The 20,696-nt window shown below is 45.2% G+C and carries 14 protein-coding genes and 2 pseudogenes; 8 read left to right on the forward strand and 8 right to left on the reverse strand.

The features are described 5' to 3' along the window. Position 1: 1 nt before the first annotated feature. From GC093_RS24665 to GC093_RS24690, 6 genes are read right to left on the reverse strand one after another with little or no spacing between them, the layout of a single operon-like run. Positions 2-982: an ABC transporter permease gene (locus GC093_RS24665; protein WP_171654570.1), complete on the reverse strand. Its 981-nt coding sequence runs from the start codon at positions 980-982 to the stop codon at positions 2-4. Positions 983-1,000: 18 nt separating this feature from the next. Next, on the reverse strand, positions 1,001-2,017 hold the full coding sequence (locus tag GC093_RS24670) for an ABC transporter permease (protein ID WP_171654571.1): 1,017 nt from the start codon (positions 2,015-2,017) through the stop codon (positions 1,001-1,003). A gap of 2 nt (positions 2,018-2,019) precedes the next feature. Beyond that, positions 2,020-3,567: a sugar ABC transporter ATP-binding protein gene (locus tag GC093_RS24675; RefSeq protein ID WP_171654572.1), complete on the reverse strand. Its 1,548-nt coding sequence runs from the start codon at positions 3,565-3,567 to the stop codon at positions 2,020-2,022. Positions 3,568-3,596: 29 nt separating this feature from the next. Beyond that, positions 3,597-4,679, reverse strand: a complete 1,083-nt coding sequence (locus GC093_RS24680) for a substrate-binding domain-containing protein (RefSeq protein WP_171654573.1) — start codon at positions 4,677-4,679, stop codon at positions 3,597-3,599. Between the two features lie 38 nt (positions 4,680-4,717). After that, a complete protein-coding gene (locus tag GC093_RS24685) occupies positions 4,718-5,149 on the reverse strand; it encodes a gluconate 2-dehydrogenase subunit 3 family protein (protein ID WP_171654574.1) in 432 nt (143 codons plus the stop codon). 56 nt (positions 5,150-5,205) lie between these two features. Beyond that, the gene (locus GC093_RS24690) at positions 5,206-6,750 is read right to left on the reverse strand and encodes a GMC family oxidoreductase (protein WP_171654575.1); all 1,545 of its coding nucleotides are present in this window, start codon (positions 6,748-6,750) and stop codon (positions 5,206-5,208) included. A 117-nt stretch (positions 6,751-6,867) separates the two neighbouring features. Between GC093_RS24690 and GC093_RS24695 the strand changes: the two genes are divergently transcribed. Next, complete coding sequence (locus GC093_RS24695; RefSeq protein ID WP_171654576.1) at positions 6,868-7,692, forward strand: helix-turn-helix domain-containing protein; 825 nt, start codon at positions 6,868-6,870, stop codon at positions 7,690-7,692. 313 nt (positions 7,693-8,005) lie between these two features. Next, complete coding sequence (locus GC093_RS24700; protein WP_171654577.1) at positions 8,006-8,713, forward strand: DNA alkylation repair protein; 708 nt, start codon at positions 8,006-8,008, stop codon at positions 8,711-8,713. 100 nt (positions 8,714-8,813) lie between these two features. On the opposite strand, the gene hxlB is transcribed toward GC093_RS24700, so the two are convergent. Both hxlB and hxlA read right to left on the reverse strand, forming a co-directional pair. After that, positions 8,814-9,371, reverse strand: coding sequence for a 6-phospho-3-hexuloisomerase (hxlB, locus tag GC093_RS24705; RefSeq protein ID WP_171654578.1), 558 nt, complete (start codon positions 9,369-9,371; stop codon positions 8,814-8,816). Positions 9,372-9,373: 2 nt separating this feature from the next. Beyond that, positions 9,374-10,009, reverse strand: coding sequence for a 3-hexulose-6-phosphate synthase (gene hxlA / locus GC093_RS24710; RefSeq protein ID WP_171654579.1), 636 nt, complete (start codon positions 10,007-10,009; stop codon positions 9,374-9,376). Between the two features lie 191 nt (positions 10,010-10,200). Between hxlA and GC093_RS24715 the strand changes: the two genes are divergently transcribed. The 6 genes and pseudogenes from GC093_RS24715 to GC093_RS24730 all read left to right on the forward strand — a co-directional run bounded on the left by GC093_RS24715 (position 10,201) and on the right by GC093_RS24730 (position 20,693). Then, a complete protein-coding gene (locus GC093_RS24715; protein WP_171654580.1) occupies positions 10,201-10,569 on the forward strand; it encodes a winged helix-turn-helix transcriptional regulator in 369 nt (122 codons plus the stop codon). A gap of 3,578 nt (positions 10,570-14,147) precedes the next feature. Next, positions 14,148-15,551, forward strand: a pseudogene (locus tag GC093_RS36975) (pectinesterase family protein); the annotation flags it as partial. After that, positions 15,537-16,808, forward strand: a pseudogene (locus GC093_RS36980) (pectate lyase family protein); the annotation flags it as partial. The pseudogenes GC093_RS36975 and GC093_RS36980, both read left to right, overlap by 15 nt. A gap of 672 nt (positions 16,809-17,480) precedes the next feature. Further along, positions 17,481-18,674: an S-layer homology domain-containing protein gene (locus GC093_RS36985; protein ID WP_376768677.1), complete on the forward strand. Its 1,194-nt coding sequence runs from the start codon at positions 17,481-17,483 to the stop codon at positions 18,672-18,674. 329 nt (positions 18,675-19,003) lie between these two features. Beyond that, positions 19,004-19,498, forward strand: coding sequence for a DinB family protein (locus GC093_RS24725; protein ID WP_171654582.1), 495 nt, complete (start codon positions 19,004-19,006; stop codon positions 19,496-19,498). A 136-nt stretch (positions 19,499-19,634) separates the two neighbouring features. Then, on the forward strand, positions 19,635-20,693 hold the full coding sequence (locus tag GC093_RS24730) for an ABC transporter substrate-binding protein (protein WP_171654583.1): 1,059 nt from the start codon (positions 19,635-19,637) through the stop codon (positions 20,691-20,693). Positions 20,694-20,696: the final 3 nt, after the last annotated feature.

Below are 20,696 nucleotides of genomic sequence, written 5' to 3' on the forward strand. Positions count from 1 at the left end.
GTTAAGCCTTAGCGCTTTTTCCTCGGCCATACATGAACAACACTATAAGAATGACAAGACCGTAAATGATTTGCCGTCCTGCATCATTAATTTCAATTACCGTCAAAATACTCATTAACACATAAATAATAACGGCTCCTGCGATGGTGCCGGCATAACCGCCGCGTCCTCCCATAATCGATGTACCTCCGATAACAACGGCAGCAATAGAAGGCAGCAGCAGCGTATCTCCCATTCCCAAGAAGGAACGACCGTAGAATCCAACGGACATCATGCCCGCCAACACTGCAAAAAGCCCGCTTAGCATATACACAAGGATGGTCATTCGCTTGGTTCTAATCCCTGATAAATAGGCAACGTTAGCATTTGTTCCAATGGCATAGAGCTTTCGACCGAATGTACTTCTGGATAGCAGCAGGATCACCACAATGGAGAGGACGATCCATACCAAAACGGCTATCTTGATGCCCATAAAAGTACCGGTACCCAAATAGCGCAGCCACTCCGGTGACGCTCCCTTGGGATTGCCGTTCGAATAAACATAGGTAATACTTTTCAGAATACTGCTCATAGCAAGTGTCATTATGATGGGAGAGATGTTCAAATAGGCAACACCGAGTCCGTTTAAAATACCAACCATAATACCAACCGTAAGCATGACCAGCAGGGCAATAAAGCCGCCATGCTCGATCGTAACCTGAGTCATCAGAACCGCACCCAAATTTAACATATAGGCAACGGAAAGATCGATCCCGCCTGTTAAAATAACCAAGGTTTGGCCTACAGCAAGGATTCCTAAAAAGGACGCTATGACCAATAGCTGCATCACATGATCCACAGAGAAAAAGTGAGGCTGCATCATGCCCGAAACAGCATACAGGAGGAATAGGGTTGCGTAAATTTTCATAATACCGGATCGTTTTAGAGAGCTCATGGATAACTGGGATCGTAAGGAATCCGATTTGATTATTTCCGTTTTCACGGCTAACCTCCTTTGCTATTATCCTGTACGCAAACGTAATAAAGCTTTTGCTCCTGTTCTTTGGAGGATGCCAATGGCTAAAGCGAGAATTAGAATCAGACCTTGAACGGCATTTTGGTAAAAGGAAGGAACCCCCCAGAAAATTAACAAGCCTAAAATTAAGGATAGAATAGCTGCTCCGGCTACAGCTCCCAGATAGCCTCCCTTCCCACCCTGTAAGGCAGTCCCTCCAAGAACCACCGCAGCGATGGAATTCAGTGTAAATAGGCTGCTTCCCAGCGGGTCGCCTGAAGCAGTTTGAGCCGTAAGCAGAAGTCCTGCACATGCGGAGAATAAGCCGGACAAGGTATAAGCCCATAGCTTCGTTCGATTGATTCGGATACCTGAAACGAAAGCCGAATATTCATTTCCGCCAATCGCGTAGAAGGATTGACCCAATCTGGACCGTCTTAGAGGTACCCAGATGCATACAATGAAAACCGCCATAACGACAGCAGAGATCGGGATATAGGTAAATACCCGGCCTGTCAGTAGAGAGCTGTACACTTCGGGCACTTTGCCACCGGAGGTAGGCCGAATGTACAAAGCAATGCCGCCGAATATGGAAGCGGTAGCCAGCGTCACAATAATGGGCTGCAGTCTACCATACACAATAATGACTCCGTTAATGAGACCCGCCATTCCTCCGATAGCAAGCACTATTAAATTAGTAAGGATGATGCCTAACCATTCGTTTCCTACAGCTGTCACAACCGGATCCATGATAGTTGCAGCAATAGAGTTCGTTAATCCGATCATAGCGCCGATAGAAAGATCGATACCCCCGATTAATACCACGATCGTTTGGGCTAATGAAGCAACTGAAAGAGTAATGACTTGGTTGAAGATGGATTGGGGTCCAAAGCGCGTAAAGAAGTCATTTTGGTTTACCGCAAATAGGATAAGGATAATGAGCAAGATCAAAAAGGCCATCATGGCCTCTTTATTCCGTTTTACAAAGATGCCGCTGCGCTTGCGACTAGATGTGGGCAACATTATTAAGGATTCACCTCCTGCGATATGCCAAGTGCGGCGTTGATGATATGATGCTCAGTAATACTGCTGCCATGAAGCATCGCAGAGATTCGTCCCTGCTTAAAAACAGCAACGCGATCACATACCCCAACCAACTCAGGAAGCTCGGTAGAATAAAACAATAGGGAGATCCCATCATCGGCAAGGTTTCTCATTAACTGATAGATTTCCGCTTTCGTACCGATATCGATTCCCCTTGTAGGATCGGCCAACAACAATACAGCCGCTTCAGTCATTACCGCCTTGCCGATCACAACCTTTTGTTGGTTCCCTCCGCTTAGTCCGCCAACCTCTAAATCGGGATGGGGGGTCTTGATGTTTAGGAGCTGGATTAAACGCTGAACCTCCGTTCCCTCCATATCTGCTCGAATAATGCCCATTGATTGTCTGTGGCCTAAAGTCATTAGTGTTAAATTCTCTTTGACGGATCTCGTCAGCAGCAGGCCCTCGTTTTTTCGATCCTCGGGTACTAGAGCAATCCCAGCATCAATAGCAGATTTGGGTCCGCTCAGTACAATGGTGTCGCCTGCAACTCTCACTTCACCGCTGGTAATAGGGCAAGCTCCGAAGAGTGCCTGTAAAAATTGACTTTGTCCATGTCCCTGCAAACCAGCAATTCCGACGATTTCACCTTTTTTAAGCTGAAGGTTAATATGTTGAAAATTCCGATCACTCGATAGGTTTACTACCTCCAGCGCAATATCATCCGTATGAACGTGCTTTTTCTCAGGATAGGTTTCTTTCACCGTGCGCCCTGCAATCCAGTTCACAATTTGTTCGTTGCTCACGGTCCCCCAATCGAAGGTAGTGATGTAACGTGCATCACGAAATACGGTTGCCCTATCAGCGATTTTCGCCAATTCATCCATTCGATGGGAGATGAAAATGGCCGTCATACCTTGGGCGGTCAGGCGTTTTATGATACTAAACAGAAGCTCCACTTCTTGTTGGCCAAGTGCGGATGTAGCTTCATCCAAAATGATGATTTCCGGGTCGCGGGATAATGCTTTGGCAATTTCCAATAGCTGACGCTCGGATAATGATAAATCGCGCACCAAGCTATCACATGGAATATGCAACCCGAGATTTTGCAATAGCTGCTCAGTCTTTTCATTCATTTGTCTAAAATCGATAAGACCCCATTTGGTTAAGGGCTCATGTCCCAGATATACATTTTCCGCAACAGAAAGATCAGGTATAAGCGAAAGCTCCTGGAATACGGCAACAATTCCTTTGTGGGAGGCATCCACTGGAGAGTGGATTTGCGCCTCCTGTCCTTTGAAGCGAATCATGCCGGAATCGGGTTTCACAACACCGCACAATATTTTGACCAATGTGCTTTTTCCTGCGCCATTTTCACCCAGAAGTGCATGCACCTCGCCTCTCTTACATGAGAAGTCACAATCGATTAACGCTTTAACCCCGCCGTAGCTTTTGCTTACTCCGGAAACCTCAATTAAGACTTCCGCCGGGGTGGCTGCAGGTAGATCGTTGCTTGAAATTAGCGACATTTATCTGCACCTTCCTTAACCTGTATTCATTATTTTTGTAAAATTTGTTCGATTTTTAGATTGTAGCTGTTGGCGGGATCGGTCCAGTCGACATAGAAGTTATCCGGTTGGCCAGGCGCATACCATTTATCCACATTTTTATAATCGTCGAAGGGGAGAGGGATGATAGTTGTTTTTTCCGTCTTCTCTCCTTTTAGCACCTTGAGTGCAACATCCAGTGCGGCTGCGCTTAAGTAGGGAGGCTGGCCTGCGGCAATCGCTTTTACCTTGCTCTCCTTCACGTGTCGGAAAAGTCCATTGAGCATTTCGCCAGTAAGGGGAATGGAAGCAGGGTCTAGCTTATGCTGCTTCAACGCTTCCACGATAGCATTTTCTCCGCCGCCTTGGGTTAGAATACCTTGTATGCCTGTTGCCTTGTGGGCGGAAAGCATGTTATTGATGATGACCGATGTGGTCGCGTCGTCATAGTTGCCGAAGCCTTCTTGAAGGATTTTGACATTCGGATATTTAGCCAGCACTTCCCGATGTCCTTTATCTCGGTCACGGTCAATCGTAATGCCCTCTATACCTTTAATCATGAGAATGTTGCCTTTTCCGCCCATTTGTTCCATAAGCCATTTCGCTTGCACTCTTCCAAATTCGACTTGGTCGGTGTTCACATTATAAATTTTGTTGGAATCGACCGTGTTATCGAAAGCGACGACCACGATTCCCCGATCTACAGCTTCACCTAAAACGGGGGCGAGCGCAGTCGGTGAAGAAGCGTCAACCAGAATGGCATCATAGCCTTTTGACATCATATTGCGGATTTCATTGATTTGGGCTTGCGGATCATTCCCTGAGCTTGATGCAAAAAATTCACTGATCTCGCCCTTATCTTTTTTTTGTTGAGCATAAGCTTCAAAAACCTTCAGCATTTCCGAACGCCATGAATTACCGGTAAATGAATTGCTTAGTGCGATTTTATAGGCTTTTTTGGATTTGTTGCCGTCCTTGGGAGCGGTTGATGCTTGTTCGTTCTTGCCCCCTCCAGCGCAGCCTGCAAGAAGTGTGCCCATCAAAGAAAGGACTATAACGAGGGTTAACCATTGGTATGCCGGTTTTCTTTTCATAGATATCCTCCTGGTATTTTAGATTAGTTTTTTACTGACTATTTACCTTGAGTTTTGAGCTTATGCTGGGGTTGGTCGAAGTCGGGATATCCACCTTTATCTGAGGAAGGGCCAGGAAATCCGATCCGCTCCCAAACCGCAGGGTCACTCAAATACAGGGCAGAAACATCCAGCCTAAGCTGCTTATAGAACGGAGGAGTAAGAGTCCTCAATTCAAGCAACACCTCATAGATTTGCTCCGCGTTCATAAGATTCGGCGTGCAGCCATAAAGATCTTGAGCCAGGTCAGATGCCGCTTCGATTCCTTGCAAATAAACATGACTATGAATGCTGCCATTATTTATTCTTGAGGCAATGACGGGACCTGCTTGGACCTCGGCTGCACCAAGATCCGTTTCATCCGCCGGGATGACGCCGTTTGCTAGAAGCGTAAGTATTTCGATCTGTTCATTGGTTAGGGTAAAGCTCATCTGAATCACCTCCGATATAGAGCGTATCGTACATGGTTAAATTTGGTGTACTGATCTTATAGCTCCCCTTGCTGCGAAATAGTGGCAATGTAATCCACAGCACGGCTGGCTATAGCCATAGCTGTCAGAGTAGGATTCAGTCCACTGCCCGTTACGAAAACACTCGTATCACAGATAAACAAATTTTTGATATCATGTGATTGGCAGTATTCGTTAACTACAGAGGAAGCTGGGTTGTTGCCCATTCGACAGGTTCCCATCGCATGAGCACCATAATTCAGGCCAACTCTTACTTTACGGGCACCTGAGGCTTCCATCAGCTCAGCAGCTTTATCCCGTCCTGCGGCAGCGACCTTAATATCGTTGTCTAGCCACTCGGTAGTTAGCCGCGCTACGGGAATACCCCGATGGTCCTTTACTTGAGGATCCAAGGTAACCGTGTTAGTCTCACTCGGCAATCCTTCTGCGTGGGCCCACCAGGCGGCTGTATGGGAATAGTCGCTTAGAAATTGCTTGAAATCAGCACCTACAAAATCACCGCTGAGATTCGCATAGGTCACTGGGGTCATCATGTAGGATAGAAGCACAAATCCCCTCGCATAGTCATTCCGCGGATTAGGCTTATAATAGTCTTGAACCATAACCTGCCCCATCTGGAATCCCTTATAGGCGTTTATGGGTTCATCGAATGTACCGAATACTTGCCAGGTTGGATGGCTGAGCAAATATTTCCCGACAGTTCCGCTAGAATTGGCCAACCCATCCGGGAAGGTGGGGCAAGCGGATAGGAGCAGCAGTCTTGGCGTCTCCATCGCATGGGCTGTCAGAATAACGAGCCGGGCACTCACTTCATGTTCTTTGCCAGCCGAATCCAGATAGGCAACTCCTGTTACTCGGCCAGCCGAAGGATCATAATTGACGCGATGTACAAAGGCTTCGCTTATCACCTGGACTCCGGCTGCTTCGGCTTTGGCCAAGTACGTCCCTTGGCTGGTTGCCTTAGCTCCGGTAGGGCAGCCGGACCCGCACCAGCCGCAGTAAATACAAGCAGGACGGCCATCATATTCAACAGAGTTGATCGCTGTAGGAGGAACAAAGGGATGTGCCCCTGCTTTGCGAGCGCCTTCGGCCAATACTTGGGCATGCCAGCTCATCCGATGAGCTGGCATAGGGAGCGAATAAGATTCGGGTGAGAAGGGGCCGCAATCTCCAGCTACGCCGAAATCCCGTTCGATTTTCAAGTAGTACGGTGCAAGATCATCGTAAGTAAGGGGCCAATCCTCACCTACTCCTTCTGAGGAATAGGTTTTGAAATCCGCTTGATGGAAGCGGGGCATTAGGCCCAACCATGGCAGGGTGCCGCCGCCTACGCCCATGCCGGATTTGGGGATAACCTGATGCTTCCCGGTATACACTCTGGGCTCAGTCCATTGGATCTTTCCACTGTTGGCTTCTGAATTACTCAGATCAACAGAAGGTTGAAACCGCTTTCCACTTTCTATCATAATCACCGAAAATCCATGATCGGATAGCTCCTTGGCTACGAGTCCTCCGCAAGCACCGGAACCAACTACTATTACATCAATAGGCTGTGACTGCATTTTGCTGAGAACACTCCTTTTTTTAAAGTTGTTGGCCAATAGAAAAGCTTGAAAAATTTGAGTAAAAAACCATATAATGAGCAATAAAACAATTATTAGTAACGGAGGGGTTTCCAAATGGGCAAACAAACGACCGACCTGCCAGCCGAGGGAATTCTTTTGTATGAATTCAAACATACGGATGGTGATATAATTAAAGAGCATGATCATCATTTTTATCAAGTTCTATATGCTTTGGAAGGCGAAGGTAAAATTACCTTGGATGGAAAGGTGTCCGCCTACACACAAGACAATGTAGCGGTTATTGCTCCGAATTCAAAGCATTCTATAATGTCCAATACGAAGCTGACGGTTCTGGTGCTCGCTTTTGATGGCAATAGTTTAGATACTTCTATCCAAGAAGCGCTGCTCCAGGTCTTTTTTAACAAGTCCAAATTGCATAGGCCTAATCCTTTTAGCGTTAGCGAGCTTAGGCAGCTGTTTAGAAAGATGCTGTTCGAACAAGCAAGCGGAAATATACTGAGTATCTTGGTGACCCGAATTATGCTGTCGGAGCTTCTTGTAGTTCTCGTACGCTCTCAACAATTACAGCAGTCGTCGGATGCTAACGGCTTACGCGCTGAACGGATACGTCATTATATTGATACTCATTACTTCGAAATTCTTAACTGCAATGACATCTCTGCCAAGCAAGGAATCAGCACCAGATATTTGAACAATATTTTTAAGAAACAATTTGAAATGACTCCGATGCAGTACCTAACCGATATCCGAATCAAAATGGCTAAAACAATGCTCGTTGAATCGGAAAAAGATATTGTATCGATCTGTTTTGAGCTAGGGTTTGAATCGGTTTCCACTTTTTATCGAGCCTTTAAAGACTCCCTTAATATGCCTCCTAATAAATATCGGACGATTCATAAAGCTCAGGATGCCCCGTGAAACCTGATCCAGCTAATTTGTGCAACCTAATGCTTCACTTATTGAAAACGCATACATGTATGATGTACCTCGAGTAGGGCCCTAACCGTGATACATAACGTAATACTAATGCAGGGGAGGCAAGACCGTCTTATCAAACTAGGATATATATTCCTAAATTGGGATGTGTTTTTGGAAGGATACAACTTGTAGTATTCAAGATATCGAGGGTGCTATGTAGTCTTTATTTTATTGCATTCTAGGGCATGATAAATATGAGAAATCGGCTAATTTATTGGTTGATTATAGATACTCGGTTAAGAGGATGACATGAATGACATTCGAAGAGGTTATGCTGCAATTGGAAGCAATGGGTACGGAACAAACGAAGAAAACGTTTTTCCGTCACGGAGTTAGAGAGCCTGTTTTTGGCGTGAAGGTCGGGGATTTGAAGAAACTTGTCAAAGAGGTAAAGAAAAATCAGGACTTAGCTTTGACGCTGTACGACTCAGGTAATCACGATGCTATGTACTTGGCAGGACTTACTGTAAACCCGAAGACAATGACCAAAGAACGGCTGCAGGAGTGGGTTGAAAAAGCCTATTGGTATATGCTTTCCGAATACACGGTAGCAGGAGTTACAGCTGAAAGCGCGTATGCCCGCGAGCTGGCACTGAAATGGATTGGAGCTTCTGAAGAGATGATTGCTGCCTGTGGTTGGAGCGTCTATGCGAATTTTATTTCAATTACGCCGGATGAGCAGCTGGATTTACAAGAAATCCGCGGTCTCTTGAATAAAGTTGAGCAATCCATTCACTCGGAAAGAAACCGTGTCCGGTATACGATGAACGGTTTTGTCATTGCTGTGGGTTCTTACGTGGAAGCCTTGGCCAAGGAAGCCGTAGAAACAGCGGAACAGATAGGTGCGGTTCGAGTGGATGTTGGTAATACAGCATGCAAAGTGCCGCTAGCGACTGATTATATTCACAAGGTAGAAGCGTTAGGGAAACAGGGAAACAAGAAGAAAACCTGTATTTGTTAGCGGTCAAAACCCAAACCCGTGCTTGAGAGCTCATAGCGAATTAATGGCTCACTTAAAAACGCAGCCATCGCTAATTCAGCGAAGACTGCGTTTTTCTAATTTATTCCAGGTTTGCATGCTTTCCGAACATGGCTGAGGAGTCCAAATTTAGCTTATCCATCATTTGAAGAATGATAGAATCGAACAGCAGCAGAAGACTTTGTTCAAACAAAGAGCCCATAGGCTGAATGCTTGTAAGTCCACCATCTGAGGTGTCTTTGGATAAGGCGGGAATTTGAATGACGATATCCGCTAATAGTCCAATGGATGATTCAGGATTAACCGTCGCGATAGCTACGCCAGCTCCTAAGCTCTTAGCTTTAGACGCCATAGAGAGTAAGCTTTTCGTTTCCCCTGAACCGGAGCCAATGATCAACAGATCCGCTTCGGCTAAACCCGGTGTCACCGATTCACCTACAACATAAACCTGTAACCCCATATGCATCATCCGCATGGCAAAGGCCCGCATCATCAGTCCGGATCTACCGGCTCCGGCAACGAAAATTTTCTCTGCTTTCATGATGCGGTCAACTAAGCTCTGGGCTGTTTCCTCAGAGATTAAGGATGCGGCACGATTAAGCTCTTTTATTACCTCATTCGTATATTGAGTAATCTGCATGATTATACGCCTTGTTTAATTAAGGTTTGCATGGCGGCAGCTGCGAATGTACGATTTTCATGCCCGGTAATGCCGCCGCCAACAATAACAAGATCAGGATTTGCTTGGATAACCTCTGGCAATGTATCTAGCTTGATACCGCCGGCAATAGCGGTTTTTGCATGTTTGACGACCCGTTTAATCGCTGCAAGCTCTTCGAAGGAATTTTTTCCGTCAGCCTGATGGTCGTACCCGGAGTGGACACAAATATAATCAACCCCAAATGTATCGATTTCTCTCGCTCTACCTTCAATATCTTTTACATTAATCATATCAACCATGATTTTACGGTTTTGTTTTCTAGCTTCTTCTACAGCGCCTTGGATCGTTTTGTTATCGGAAACACCCAGTACGGTAATAATATCAGCACCGGCTTCAGATGCCTTCATAACCTCATAGCCGCCCGCATCCATAATTTTGAGATCGGCCAGAACTTTTAAATGAGGAAAAGCTTCTTTGATTTCTTTTACAGCCCGAAGGCCTTCATTGATGACAACAGGTGTGCCGATTTCGACGATATCTATATAAGCTTCTACTTCCTTAACGAGTACCTTGGCTTGAGGAATGTCCACCAGATCCAATGCTAGCTGAAGTTCCATGATTAGCTCTCCTTTATAACAAGCAGTTGTATTTTTTCTGAACAAGCCTTATTCTAGGACTAAACTTTCTATTTGGGAAGTACGCACTTGTAAGTGGTGTAGTTACTTGTAAGATACTATTGAGCCTGGCTTGGTTAATTCGGTTCGGAGGTTATATAAGACTTTTTCTTGATAAAAGGAGTGAAATATGTATGGCAAATGAGTTAAAGGAACGGATTAACCTTATGGAAATTAATTGCGAGAAGGAATTAACTCTTGCAGTCATTGGAGGGAAGTGGAAGCTTATTATTCTTTGGCATCTTGGGCTAGAGGGGACTAAACGGTTCAGCGAGCTGAAGAAATTAATTCCTTCCATCACTCAAAAAATGTTAACTAACCAGCTTCGTGAGTTGGAAGAGGATCAATTGGTGACTCGTAAAGTGTACGCTGAGGTTCCTCCACGGGTGGAATATTCATTGACAAACTATGGTGAAAGCTTAATGCCTATCTTAAAAATGATGTACAGCTGGGGTAAGGATTACGGGGAAAAGGTGATCTGGAATAACGGCCCCAAGTCATAAGTTTAGCCTTGGATATTCAATTCCTCAAGCTGAGCGAGATAGGAACGATGTGTCTCAAATCATTGAAGAGATGAAATGCGAATATGCTAAATTTAACAAATGAATTTAGTGAGGTTTATAATGGTGTTAATAACCCCCTCAGGGAATCATTCCCTAGGGGGTTATTCGCGTTTGTAGGTTAAAACAAGCTGATTGCCAATGAAAGCTGGGCGGATGCGAGTAATCACCTATCTTCAAGTGAGATGATTATAGCTAGGTGCGGACTTGGGGCCCATAATGGAAATGCAGCCAGGCCCAGTTCAGGAGCGGGATATGAAGAGGAGGAAAAGCGGCTTAAACATTGGGGCAGGCTTTGTAAGATAAACAAATAAAGGAGGAACATGCAGCGTATGAAGCAAATGATACGAATGAAGAGATGGATAAGTAGCTTGATGACAGCGGTTCTAATACTGTCTTCAGTGCCGCTGTACAGCGGTACGGTGCAAGCGGCGGCGACTTTGCCGTACTCTGATAATTTTGAATCTTGGACTTCGGGGAATGTATTGAGCAGTTTAGGTACGGCTGGGACAGGTACAGCAACGACCTCCAGCAATATAACGGTAAAGGATTTCAAATTCACAACTACCATTCTGGAGAATCTGATAAATACAACAGCGGTATCGGACCTTAATGCTAATGTCTCTACCCTAAATGGGAGCAATGCGCTCCATCTATATGATAATGTTTCGGCGAGCAAAGGAAGCATTAGTGCCCTGACAACCTTTACTCCTCAAACCGTGTCTAGCGGGGCAAAGGTTAATATGGAATATGACTTTTTGACCAACACTCTCAGTGGGGGTACGAATACTAACGCCCGGTTTCGGGTTGCAAACAGCAGCAACAATGCTAGGCCAATTTCTATTGAAACGGCAGCCGGAAATAAGCTTCAATATCGAAACGCCAGCAATGTGCTTACTGATTTTTCCCCGCCATTAATTTTCAGTACAGGTAAGTGGTACCACATAAAGCTTGAAATCGATGTATCCAATTCTAAATATAACGTTACAGTTACTGATGACAGCAATACATATACGGCTTCAAGCGTGAGTGTTATTTCTGGGGTTGCCTTCACAGATATCGGCGGCCTTGAAATTAATACAGGCGATGGGGCCCGAATGGAATTTTATTTGGATAACCTCAAGGTGTACACACCACAGACTGCTCCTGCGCTTTCTGCTCCTACGCTTTCAGCTCCGACAGTAGCTCCAAATAAAGTTGATCTGAGCTGGGAGACTGTAACGGGTGCAACGTATTATAACGTAAAACGCAGCACCACAAGCGGAAGCTTGTACACTTCCATAAATACAAGCCCAGTAACGGGACTAAGTTACTCGGATACTACAGTAACGAACGGGCTGGACTACTACTATGTCGTTACTGCCGCTAACTCGGTTACAGAAAGTGTTTACTCCAACCAAGTAAAAGCATCGCCAATCGCACCTACCGCTCAACCTGTGCCTACAGGATTGACGGCAGCTGGCGGTAACAATAAAGTGGAGCTTCAATGGATCGCGGCGAGCGGAGCGACCTCCTACAACGTCAAACGCAAATTGACTTCAGACAGCTCTTACACAACTTTGCAGAATGTGACAATGCTAAGCTTTACAGATAACAGTGCCGTTAATGGAACTGCATACGATTATGTGGTTACGGCTGTAAGCGGATCAGCGGTCGAGAGTGCTAACTCCAATTCTGTTTCAGTAACACCTAGTGTGCCGTCACTTCCTGCTGCGCCCACTAATTTAGTTGCTTGGGCAGGCGACAAGCAGACGAGCCTTTCCTGGAGCAGTGTGACAGGAGCGACCTCATATAAAGTAAAACAAAGCGATACAGAAGGCGGTCCATACAATCCAATCGCCAATGTGGTCGATGGCAGCACGTACTTTGTTAGCACGGGCTTAAACAACGGCAGCACCTATTATTATGTGGTAACTGCTGTTAACTCGATTGGAGAAAGCGTTAGCTCCAGCGAAGTGTCAAGCAAACCGCGCACCTTTCTGATTAATGATAACTTTGAATCCAGCAAGCTAGGGGACACCCCATCAGGTTTCGCCTCTATTGCTGCAGCAGCGGATGCTGCGATTAATAACGTAACCGTAATTAACAATAATAATTTGACGAATAAATATTACTCGCCGACTGAAGCTGCACCGGCAAATAATAAATCAGCAGCGATTATAGGCAATTCAAGTAATGTATTGTGGATCAATGATAATGCAAATGCAAGTCGCAGAGGCGGCTACACGAACACTTTCTCACCGGTATCAGGTAAAAACGGTCTGATCGCCGAGTTGGATTTCATGCAGCCTAAAGTCATTGGTGATTCTTATCCATTAGAATTGCTTGATAGCTCGGGTAAGACAGTACTTTCATTTAGTGTCACGAATCTCAATACTTTTTTACCTATTAATCCCAGTGGTACAGTTAACTGGTATCGTTTGAAATTTGTTGCCGATACAGGTACAAATTCGGCTGATGTATTTCTTAACGGAATTTACGAAGGAAACTATAAGTTTAGTACACTAGACACCAACATTTCCAAAATTCAGGCAAGAACAGCAGGATCGTCTACTGGCAGCATGTATGTGGATAACGTAAGAGTGTACCAGCAAAGTGCCGCAACTCCGCAAAATCTGACTACGGCTGGTGCCAACAATAAGGTAGAGCTCAAGTGGAACCCAGCAAGCGGAGTAGATTCATACAACGTATATCGCAGCACAGCTTCCAAAGGCTCTTACACTCTTGTTGCCGACAACCTGACTTCACCAACCTACATAGATACTGAATTGGTGAATAAGACGAATTATTACTATGTTGTCACTGGTGTTAATGCGAGTGGGGAAAGTGATTTTTCGCATGAAGCTCTTGGCTATCCGAACAACGTACAGGCGCCTGCTTCAGCACCCGTATTTTTTGATACGGCTATCCGAGACAGTCAGCTAACTCTGAATTGGAGCGCTGAAAAAGGCAAAGACGGGGATGGAGTTGAAGTCGCTTCAACCTACACACTCTATAGAAGTACAACACCAAATGGTCCTTTTGTAACAGTAGCTCAGAAGCTGGGAGCTACGACGTATTTGGATAAAGGTCTCACTAACGGTACGGAGTATTACTATCAAGTTGTGGCCGAGAATATGGGGGGCAACAGTCCGAGCTCTAAACTTTTAAAGGTAGCCTCAGCTGCGCCGGTAGGAGCACCAACTTTGTTGAGCGCGGCAGCTGGGAACAGCAGTGTTGCTCTGAGCTGGTCTCCGGTTGCCAAGACTTCAAAGTACAGTGTAAAAAGAAGTACTGCGAACGGCGGGCCTTATACAGAAGTTAAATCAGTTAATGGTACTAGCTACACAGATACCGATGTAGTTAACGGAACAATTTACTATTATGTCATAACCGCTATTAATACTTCTCAGGTAACCGTAAATAATCCAGAACAGATAGCTCTACAGGAAAGCATGATTTCTAATCAGCTGATGGCTAAGCCGTATGTTCCTGTGACAGGTGCTCCTGCTCAGCCGACAGACTTACAAGCAACTGTAGAGATGGGCAGTGTAAAACTTACTTGGGGCGCGGTATCCGGCGCAACCCAATACAAGGTGAAAAGAGCGACCACAAGTGGTGGTTCATATGATCTAGTGGCTTCAAGCACCGTAGCCTCCTATGAGGATAAGAGTGTTGTCAACGGAACGACTTATTATTACGTGATTTCAGCCGTGAATGCGAGTGGAGAAAGTCAGCAATCCGATGAGATCGTGGTGCTTCCGGCTAAAGTGCTTACGGTTGATGCCAGTGCGACAGCCGATCCGTCAGCGTTCAAAACCATTCAAAGCGCTGTGAACAGCATTCCGACAACCAATACCGAAAGAACAATCATTTATATCACTCCAGGAACGTATACGGAGAAGCTGGTTGTCACTCGTCCATACGTCAGTCTGGTCGGCGCAGGGATGGATCAGACTAAAATCGTATATGGAGATTATGCTGGAACAGCGGCAACCACAGGTCAACCGGGACATACCGGTAACACCTTCCTTAGCCAGACCGTTGAAGTCAATGCGGATTATTTTACAGCTTCCAATTTGACGATCGAAAACAGCGCGGGTCCGCGTTCTGCTGTGGCACAGGCCGTAGCACTGTCTCTAAAAAGCGATATGGCGACATTCGAATCGGTCAAATTGATAGGCTATCAGGATACGTTGTATACCGGATTGAATGCTGCTGGGAAAGGTCGTCATTATTTCCATAACAGCATTATTCAGGGAGATGTCGACTTCATTTTCGGAGAAGCTCCTGCTGTAGTATTTGATAATGTGAAAATGGTTCTCGTAAGCCATACGGGCGGTGGAGGACATATCACGGCAGCAGCACAAAAAAATACAACAGATGCCGGGTATGTATTCCTGAATTCCCAAGTAGTTGATGGTGCTTCAGCTCAAGGCATTTACGATTTGGGACGTCCGTGGAAGGATAATGCAAAAGTAAGCTTTATTAATACGTTAATCGACTCCAAGAAATTCCTTAATGCCGGCTGGCTTGCTGCTTGTGCGGGAACATGCCTTTCTTACTCTTTTAACGAGTACAATAGCTATGGAACAGGGGCAGATCCTGCCTCACGGCAAATTGCTAAACAACTGACAGGATTAGAAGCAAGCCAAACAATTTCTAATATTTTTGGCGACTGGGATCCTTCAATTCCTGTCATTATGCCAAAGATCAATTATATGCCGACAGTATCCGTTACATATTCAACATTCGACAAGAATGCAGCAAAACAGGATGATATTCAAGTTACCTTGCAAGCTAATGGAAAGGCTTTTAGTAGTATTAAAAATAACCAGACCGTACTGAGTGCATCCGATTATACGGTTAGCGGTAATGTAGTTACAATTAATAAGGCCTACCTTGCAGGGCTGCAAGTAGGGACACAGTCGCTGGTGTTTGAATTCGGCGCTGCTTCAGTACCTTTAACAATCAACGTAGTGGATACATCCGTAACGGATATAGGTAAAGAGGTTCTTGCGGTTAATGACGGCTGGGCTTCCTTTACAACGGGAACGAAAGGCGGAGCAGCGGCTGATCCTGCCAATATTTATACGGTAACTAAGCGCAGCGAGCTGATTAAAGCATTAGGCGGAAATAACGGTACCAACGCTACGAATGCCACTCCAAAGATTATCTACATTAAGGGCACTATGGATATGAATGTGGATGATAATGACAATCCGGTAGGCATGGATTATTACAAGGATCCGGCCTATGATCTAGATGCTTACCTGGCAGCGTACGATCCGGCTGTTTGGGGAAGAACATCGGTGCCTTCGGGCCCGCTTGAAACGGCTCGCGCTGCATCGGAGACGAATCAAGGCAACAAGATCAAAATCAATGTCGGCCCTAACACGACGATTGTTGGATTGCCTGGCTCGAATGCCAAGATTTTGGGTGGTAATCTGATGGTTCAGAACGTGGATAACGTTATTATTCGGAATATTGATTTCCAAAACGCCTTCGATTATTTCCCGCAGTGGGATCCGACAGACGGAGAAACAGGCAATTGGAACTCAGCATTTGACAATATTACGATTAAAGGCAGCACACATATTTGGATCGATCATAACACGTTTAGTGATGGCAGCCATCCGGATGATCACAGCCACACGTATTTCGGACGGAAGTATCAACAGCATGATGGAACTATGGATATAACGAATGCTTCCGATTTGGTCACGGTATCCTTCAATTACTTTCATGATCATGATAAAACAACTCTTGTTGGCGGAAGTGATAGCTTTACAGGCGATACCGGCAAGGAAAGAATTACATTCCATCATAATTACTATCAAAATATAGGCCAACGCGCGCCTCGTGTTCGTTACGGTCAGGTTCATCTTTACAACAATTTCTATGAAGGATCGGTCAATCATCCAAACTATCCGTCCCTGTACTCGATAGGGGTTGGAGTTGAATCGCAAATTTACGCGCAAAATAATTATTTTGTCCAAGACCCTGGAACATCTGCATCAGCTCTGATTCAAGTGTCAGGCGGCACTAAATTTACGGACAAAGGATCTATTTTGAATGGAGCAGAGGTTAGTATTACGGCAAGCAACCGTGCTTTGAGCGATGTAACCTGGAATCCTGCTCTATTCATCTCGATGGATGCAACTATGGATGTGCCTGGAAAGGTTTCGACGCAAGCAGGTGCAGAAAACACTTTGCCAGTCATGTCTGCGCCTACCGTTACCGCAGCAGCAGGTTCGAGGCAGGTGAACCTTACCTGGACCACAGTTACAGGTGCTGTGTACTACAACGTGAAACGCAGCTTGACTAGCAGCGGCCCGTACGAACTTGTAGCAGAAAAACTTACAGCTGCAGGCTATGCGGACACTGGGTTAACCCCCGGTATGACTTACTATTATGTGGTAACAGCGGTGAATGCCGCAGGAAAAGGCGCTACATCTAATGAGGCAAGCGCAAAAGTAGATAATGAAGATTCAAAACCGGTCTTATCTGCGCCTACCGTTACCGCAACACCTGTTATGAGACAGGTGAACCTTTCGTGGAACGCGGTGACAGGTGCTGTAGCTTACAGTGTGAAGCGCAGCTTGACTAGCGGCGGTCCATACGAGCTGGTTGCTGATAAGCTTACTTCAACAAGCTATGCGGATATAGGCTTACCCCGCAACTTGTACTATTATGTAGTTACAGTTGTGAATGCTGCTGGTGAGGCAGCTGCATCCAAGGAAGCAAGTGCAAGAATAAGTTATGAAGAACACAGGTCTTTAGGCTCTTCATCTTCACCTGCACCATCAGTACCGGGTGAAGCTACTGTTCCTACGGGGGAATCCAGCATTCACGTAACGTCAGTGAGCGAGAAAATGGCGGATGGAACAACAGTAGCGAGAGCTATAGTGGACCCGGCAGCCATAGCTAAGGCGTTGGATAGTCTGCTGTCAGGTGGCAATGCTGACCAGAAGATCGCTATTGATGTGAAAACAACGGAAGCCGTAGTAAAAGTCGAGCTTCCTGCTTCCTCCATATCGGATGCCCAAGGTAAAGCTCCAGCAGTTGTATTGTTCATTAAATTAGATAATATTTCCTACAGCTTGCCTGTGAAGCTGATCGATGTGAAGAAATGGGCAAAAGAATTAGGCGCCGATGTAAAAGATGTGAAGATTATTGTAACTGTGGAAAAGGTTACAGGAGCAACTGCTTCAGGAATCGAATCCAAGGCCAGAGAAAACGGATTGAAGCTGCTTAATAGTGGGGTTGATTTCAATATTACGGCTGAAGCTAATGGCAAATCTGTATCCATTAATGATTTTGGCAGTACTTATGTGGAACGTACCCTGTCTATTCCAAACACGTTTGATTCGAAGAAGGTAACGGCTGTTCTTTATAACCCTGCAACCGGCAAATTAGTTTTCGTACCGGCTATTTTCAAGGTGAATGGCGGTATTACCGACGTTACAATTAAGCGTCCAGGAAACAGTATTTACACCATCGTAGAGTCGAGCAAAACGTTTGCCGATTTGAGCGGTCACTGGGCTAAGAGCGATATTGACCTGCTGGCCTCCAAGCTGGTAGTGGATGGAACAACAGCAACAAGCTTTGCACCACAAAACCCAATTACACGCGCTGAGTTTGCTACTCTTCTCATTCGTGCCCTGGGTTTAAATGAAAGTAATAATGTACCATACTCCGACGTGTCAGCTAATGATTGGTACGCGGGTTCTGTAAGTACTGCTTCCAAAGCGGGTCTGGTTACTGGCTTCGAGGATGGCTCCTTCCGTCCAAGCGCTAATATCACTCGCGAGCAAATGGCTGTGATGGTCAGCCGTGCGATAGGGCTGGCAGGTAAGAAAGCAGATGCTGATGTCAAAGGACTATCGGTCTTCTCCGATAACAAGAATATCAGCAGCTGGGCGTCTAGCGCCGTAGCACAGTCTGTGAATGCCGGTATTATTAACGGCATGTCAGCTGACGCATTTATGCCTAAGGAGCATGCAAGCCGCGCGGAGGCTGCGGTAATGCTGAAACGACTGCTGCAATTCGTTGAGTTCATGAACTAAGCGTATGATACAAAAAAGAGCAGAGAGATCATTCTCTCTGCTCTTTCTTGTGTGGCCTTTATCATTTTTAGAATAATGGCATTGAACAGAGGAAGTATACTTTACTTTAAAAAAATGCTATATTTTAGGACTATGTCCATGCGGGAAGTACGTACTTGTAAGTGATGTAGTCGCTCAGTGGATACTATTGTGATGAAATCATGTTATCCAGTTTTTGGGGCAACCTATTAATGAAGGAGTAATATGGCTGATTCCTACTACTAGGCAAACATAATAAAGTGGTTTGGAAATAACGGCAGGACAAGAGAGCAATCAAGGAGGAAATATTAATGTTCATTCCAATGACTTTGAATTTACTAGACAAAGAACTGGAGAAAATTCAACTGGCTTTAACACGGATTCCCGATGAGCTTCTATGGAAGAAGCTGCGGGAGGGAACTAATAGCATCGGCAACCTATGCCTTCATCTGGCAGGAAACGAGTATCACAATATTGCAAACAGTATTGGCGGTTATCCTTATATGCGGGAGCGCTCAGCTGAATTTCTGGCGGAAGGCGGATACACTTGCAAGGAGCTTTCTGAGCATTTGTATGCTGTTAGGGAGAAGACACGTGAGGTGATGGCCGCTCTTTCCGAGGATGATCTTAGCCGTGATGTGAATGTATATTATTCTCAAGGAGCTGGGATTGCATCTTCCACTCGTCAAATGATGGAATTGCTGTACCATGTTACTGTACATTACAGCTATCATACGGGACAAATAATGGTTATGACAAAAATTTTACAGGAAAAAAATGTTAATATATTAAAATGGAATCATTAGTTTTAAATGAATAATTGATAGTGTATATTTAAACAATGTTCAATAAAAATTAGAAATTTCGCAGGAAATTCTAATTAGTGTGTCGAATCTATATAGGATTTAATTCTACTAAGAAAAACTGGAGGGTATACAGAAAATGAAAAAAGCATCACTTCTCGCATTAACCGCGGTACTACTGGTGACGACCGCTCTGGCAGGCTGTGGAAAAAAAGAAGCAGCAGCACCGGAGAATACAGCAGCACCAGCAAAAGCTGAAGCGCTTTCGGTGGATATCGGCATGCTTAAGCTAGCCAGCTCCGCACCCTTATTTATTGGTATTGAAAAAGGTTTTTTCAAGGAAGAGAACATTGAAGCTAAGGCCAAATGGTTTGACGCGGCGCAGCCTATTGCAGTCGCTACAGCAGGCGGAAGTGTAGATGTAGGAGCCACTGGAATTACTGCAAGCTTGTATAACATGGTAGCAGGAGGTCAGAAGCTTGTTATCGTGGCTGATAAAGGAAGAGAGCAGAAGGGCTACTCGTCGACGGCCTTGATGGTCCCTAAAGATTCGGCAATTAAAGCTATCAATGAACTAAAAGGGAAGAAGATCGGGATTACACAAACCGGCTCTACCTATCACTATATGGTGGGAAGATTGCTAGAGAAGCACGGTTTAACGCTTAAAGATGTCGAGCTGGTGCCTTTGAACAGCATTAAAGGATTGATGGAGTCTCTCAAGAGCAAGCAGGTTGATGCGGTTATGCTTAATGAACCGAACATCACAGCTGTGGTGAAAGAGGGCTATGGCAAGGTTGTAGCACAGGTTGGGGATGAGATTGAGTATCAAACATCCGGCTTGTTCTTCTCACCTAAGCTTGCAGGCAATAAGGATGCAGCTGTACGTTTTCTGAAGGCTTATGCTAAGGCTACACGTTATTACTATGACGCGGTGCTGGTCCAAAAGGATGGCAAAATCGTACCTGGCGCTAACTATGATGAGGTTGTAAAAATTGTCTCCAAATATACCGATCAACCTGAAGAGAATGTGAAGCAAGGGCTTCCTTATATGGACCGGGATGGTAAGCTCTTAGCTACTGATATCAAAACACAAGCAGATTGGTATGCCAAAGAGAAGCTGATTGATAAAGCGATTGATCCTGCGGGAATCGTGAATACCGTATTATTGGAAGAAGCATTACAGAAGCTGGGGAAATAAGAT

The sequence above is a fragment of the Paenibacillus foliorum genome (genome assembly GCF_013141765.1).
In the GTDB taxonomy this organism is placed as follows: Bacteria; Bacillota; Bacilli; order Paenibacillales; family NBRC-103111; genus Paenibacillus_S; species Paenibacillus_S foliorum.